At 70.2% G+C, this 5,251-nt stretch carries 2 protein-coding genes and 1 pseudogene; all 3 read left to right on the forward strand.

The window, feature by feature from the left end; translation table 11 throughout:
• Positions 1–176: 176 nt before the first annotated feature.
• Complete coding sequence (locus H5J30_RS16575; protein WP_181788200.1) at positions 177–1,757, forward strand: RNA polymerase sigma factor; 1,581 nt, start codon at positions 177–179, stop codon at positions 1,755–1,757.
• Positions 1,758–2,034: 277 nt separating this feature from the next.
• Positions 2,035–2,988, forward strand: coding sequence for a patatin-like phospholipase family protein (locus H5J30_RS16580; protein WP_181788201.1), 954 nt, complete (start codon positions 2,035–2,037; stop codon positions 2,986–2,988).
• Between the two features lie 34 nt (positions 2,989–3,022).
• Positions 3,023–5,251: pseudogene (locus H5J30_RS16585) on the forward strand (hypothetical protein); the annotation flags it as partial.

Below are 5,251 nucleotides of genomic sequence, written 5' to 3' on the forward strand. Positions count from 1 at the left end.
TTCGTGCGGCCGGGCCGGTGGCGGTAGATTGTGACCTGGGCCACGTGGATTGGGCGTAACGCTGTGCGGGAAGGCGCGATGACCTAAGAGGTGGTGGCGCACGTATCGCGGTTCCGCCTCTACGCCGGTGGTCCATCCCCGCCACCGGTCGTTCCCATCGTTTCGAGAGGTTGTTCGTGTCGGCCAGCACATCCCGTACGCTCCCCCCGGAGATCGCCGAAGCTGAGTCCGTGATGGCACTCATCGAGCGGGGGAAGGCCGAAGGGCAGATCGCCGGTGATGACGTGCGTCGTGCCTTCGAGGTTGACCAGATTCCGCCCACCCAGTGGAAGAGCGTCCTGCGCAGCCTCAATCAGATCCTCGAAGAGGAGGGTGTGACACTGATGGTCAGTGCCGCAGAGGCGCCCAAGCGCACCCGTAAGAGCGTGCCGGCGAAGACCCCGGCGAAACGGACCGCCACCAAGGCGGTCGCCAAGCAAGCCGTCCCCGCCAAGACCGCGACGAAGAAGCCGACGGCCACGGCCACGGCGCACGCGGTCCAGGAGGCCCCCATGGACGATCCGGTGCCCGCGGGCCTGGGCGACCCGGCGGACGAGCCGGAGAAGAAGGCCGCCGCCAAGAAGACCACCGCAAAGAAGGCGGCCGCCAGGAAGACCGCGGCGAAGAAGGCCCCGGCCAAGAAGGCGGCCGGCAAGAAGGCCGCGGGCAAGGACGGCGCGTCCGACGGCCCGGAAGACGGCCCCCTGGAGAAGGAGGAGCCGCCCGCCGCCGAGGCCGAGGCCGAGGGCTTCGTGCTCTCCGACGAGGACGAGGACGACGCCCCCGCCCAGCAGGTCGCCGCGGCCGGTGCCACCGCCGACCCGGTCAAGGACTACCTGAAGCAGATCGGCAAGGTCCCCCTGCTCAACGCCGAGCAGGAGGTGGAGCTCGCCAAGCGCATCGAGGCCGGTCTCTTCGCCGAGGACAAGCTCGCCGCCGCCGACAAGCTGGCGCCCAAGCTCCGCCGCGAGCTGGAGATCATCGCCGAGGACGGCCGCCGCGCCAAGAACCACCTGCTGGAGGCCAACCTCCGCCTCGTGGTCTCCCTGGCCAAGCGCTACACGGGCCGCGGCATGCTCTTCCTGGACCTCATCCAGGAGGGCAACCTCGGTCTGATCCGCGCTGTCGAGAAGTTCGACTACACCAAGGGCTACAAGTTCTCCACGTACGCCACCTGGTGGATCCGGCAGGCGATCACCCGCGCGATGGCCGACCAGGCCCGCACCATCCGCATCCCGGTGCACATGGTCGAGGTCATCAACAAGCTGGCCCGCGTGCAGCGCCAGATGCTCCAGGACCTGGGCCGCGAGCCCACCCCGGAGGAGCTGGCCAAGGAGCTGGACATGACCCCGGAGAAGGTCATCGAGGTCCAGAAGTACGGCCGCGAGCCCATCTCCCTGCACACCCCGCTGGGCGAGGACGGCGACAGCGAGTTCGGCGACCTCATCGAGGACTCCGAGGCGGTCGTCCCGGCCGACGCGGTCAGCTTCACCCTGCTGCAGGAGCAGTTGCACTCCGTCCTCGACACGCTCTCCGAGCGGGAGGCGGGCGTGGTCTCCATGCGCTTCGGGCTCACCGACGGGCAGCCCAAGACCCTGGACGAGATCGGCAAGGTGTACGGCGTCACGCGCGAGCGCATCCGCCAGATCGAGTCCAAGACCATGTCGAAGCTGCGGCACCCGTCGCGCTCCCAGGTGCTGCGCGACTACCTCGACTGAGCCGAGTGGCTTCCACGCCCCCGACCTGCCGTGCCGCGGGTCGGGGGCGTTTTTCCCGGCCCGCCGCCCGCCGCCGCCCACCGTGCCGGCGATACGTGCAGAAGACGGTACGTATCCGTGAACTCTCCGGGAATTGACGCGACTTGCCGGGCATGACAATCTCGGATGCCCAGGGAGGACATGACTCATGAGTAGTGCCATGCCGTGGCACGCGGACCATCCTGTGCTGAGTGCCTTACGCCGTCGCCGGGAAAAGGGACATACGCACGACAAGCCCGTGGACGACCTCAAGATCGGGCTGGCCGTCGAGGGGGGCGGCATCCGCGGCGTCGTCTCGGCCGCGATGCTCTGCGCCCTTGAGGATTCCGGGCTCAATCAGGCGTTCGACACCATATACTCCGCTTCTTCCGGTGCCATCAACAGCGCCTACTTTCTCAACGGCGAGACGTGGTATCCGCTTTCGATCTACTACGACGACCTCGCCACCCGGACGTTCGTCGACTTCCGGCGCGTGCTGCGCGGCCGCATCATGGACCTGGACTACGCGTTCGAGGTCGTGGACAACGTCAAGCCGCTGGGGTACGAGAAGGTCATCGCCGCCCCGACCAGGCTCCACGTCGCCGTCACCCTCGTCGACGAGATCCGCACCGAGGCCGTCACCGACTTCACCTCCCGCGCGGATCTGCGCGCCGCCCTCGTCGCCAGCGCCTGGCTGCCCGTCGCGCTGCGCGGTACGGCCGACTTCCGCGGCTCCCGGGCGGTCGACGGCGGCGTCCTGACCCCGCACCCGTACAAGCTGGCGCTGGCGGACGGCTGCACCCACGTGCTGTCCCTGAGCACCCGCCCCATCCAGCCGCCCGCGCAGAAGCTGTCGGTCTCGCAGCGCTGGGCGATCCGCCATCTCGACCGCATCCGCGACGGCCTCGGCCGGGGCTACGGCCAGGCCATCGCCGACTACCGGGACGAGCGCGTCATGCTGCAGCGGCGGATGACCGAGCCCGGGGACGCCCCGTACGTGCTCGACATCGCGCCGCTGTCGTGGATGCCGCAGGTCAAGCGGCACGAGCTGGATCCCGGCCGGATTCTCGGCGGTGCCCGCGGCGGGTACGAGGTGATGTACTGCGCCGTCGAAGGCAAAGACCCCGCGCTGATAAGGAACGGCCGCATTCGCGCCGTACCCCAACTGACCATCGTGACGAAGGACGATGCCAACAACCGGCAGCGCGCGTAATCTCCGCGCGATCATCCGCGCCTTATCCTCTGCTGTGCCCGCGCAGGGCGCGGCAGGGGCGGCGACGCGGGAAGAGACCGAGTTATGCGAGTGGGGCCGCGAGGACTGGAGCCGGGTCTTTTTCGGCCTGCCGTTCGAAGCGCACAGTTTCAGCGGCGAGTTCGAGCAGTCGTGGGAATCGGTCATCGAGCAGCTGACCCGCTGGCGTACGGAATTCGCCACCCGCCCCGCGCCGGTCCGCGGCGAGTTCCGGGCGGTCGGCGGATATCTCGGCCTGCTCCTCCTCACCCTGGTGTCGCTGGCCCACTCCTACCAGCGCCGCTACGACCAGGGTGAGCGCACGCCGCACGACTGCGCGGCCCTGTGCGTGCCGGCGGTCGCGGACCCGGCGGTGCGGGAGGCCATCCGGACGCTGTACGCACCCGACACCCCGATCCCCGACGTGGAGGGCAGCGCGGACGGCGACGCCGCGACGCTCGACGCGTGGCGCGATGTCGACGTCGAGACCCTGCGCTTCCACCGCCACGGCACCACGTCGTTCATCCTGACGGGCCTCCCGCTGCGCCAGGCGCACGGCAGGCGCATCCCGTTCGCCCTCAAGTGCATCGTCTACCCCTATCTGCGGGTGCCGACCATCGTCCGGGCCACCCGCGACTACCGCTCCTCCTACGGCGACGTGCACGCGGGGCAGGAGGCGGTGACCGAGGCGCTGCCGCTGGCCCGCGCGTGGGCGAGCAGCGGGCGGTGGATCCTGATGGACTTCGTGCCCGGCGAGACCCTCGCCGAGTATCTGAGCCACCGGCCGGCCAGCCCGCGCATACGGCTCGACCTGCTGCGCGACCTCGGGCCCCGGCTGCTGGGGGTGCTGGACGAACTCGACCGGTGCGGCCTGCGCCACGGCGACCTCTCCCCGTCCAACATCATCCTCAGCGGCCCGGGTTCGGAATCCGGAGGCGGTACGGGCGCGGGGGAGCGCCGCTTCGTCCTCATCGACCTCGGCGTCAACTACCTGTACTCCCACACGGTCCCCGGCTCCGGCGGCCCGGACGCGGCGTTCGTGGCGCCCGAGGTGCGCAGCGAGACCATGGTGGTCGACCCCCGGCAGGCCGACCTGTACGCGGTCGGGCAGCTCCTCGTCGCGATCGGCGGCGGGCACCGCGAGACGGCCGGGACGGGCGCGGGCGCCGTGACCGTACCCGACGCCTTCTACGCCGAGACGCCCCTGCTGGCCCGCTTCGTCGAGGACCTCACCGACCGGGTCCCGGAGAACCGGCTGCTGCTCTTCCGGCCCACGCCGGGGGAGCGGCTCTATCCTCAACTGCTGCACTTCTACGAGGAGGAGCTGGCGGCCGTCGAGGCGACCCGCGCGCAGAGCGCCGGCACCCGCTTCGTCCGGCTGTACACGCCGCTCGCGGGGGCGCCGCGGCAGCAGCTCCAGATGTGGCGGATCCGGCGCACCCAGTCGCTCTACCACGACGCGCGGCGCGGCATGCACGTGCGGTGGCTGCTGTTCTTCTCCTGGCTGTCGGCCGCGGCCTGGTACGTCGCGGCCTGGGTCGTCATCACGTACTGGCTGCGCGACCTCGACTGGGACTGGGGCAACAACTACATCACCCTGCTGCAGCGCACCAACAGCGCGGGCGAACAGGAACTTCCGCTGCTCGACGGGCTGCGGCTGGACGGCTACACCATCCCCGACCACTCCGCCAACGGCCCGGTGCGGCTGGTCGGCATGAGCTTCCTGCTGGCCGGTGCCCGGTACTACCAGAACCTCTTCGCCGGGCTCACTCCGCTGGTCGCGGGCCGCGGGCAGGGACGGCTGAGCCGGCGGGCCGTCCTGGCCGAGGTCTCGATGCGGCTGTTCACCCTCATCCCCGCCGTGCTGGTGCTGTCGACCACGCTGTTCCACCGCGACTGGTGGCCCATCTGCACCGCGATCGGCATCCTGTCCACCGCGCTGTGCAACGCCGCCTGCCTGGTCTTCGCCCGCGCCGCCATCGCCGAGGCGCGCGGCAGGCAGCTGGGTACGGTGCCGCAGGGCCGGATCGCCGGCCTCGACGCGCTCTACAGCTGGACGCTGACGGCCGGCTTCTACTGCGTGGCCTGCTGGGGCATCGGGCTGTCGATCTACGTGGGCACCGCGAAGGACGTGTACATCTACGCCGGCTCGGTGGCCGCCATCAACGTGGTGATCTTCTACATCGCGAGGTGCAGCGGCTCCGCCGCCGACGAGGTGCGCACCATCCTGACCCGCGCCTGCCTC

The organism is Streptomyces phytophilus, from assembly GCF_013870535.1.
In the GTDB taxonomy this organism is placed as follows: domain Bacteria; phylum Actinomycetota; class Actinomycetes; order Streptomycetales; family Streptomycetaceae; genus Streptomyces; species Streptomyces phytophilus.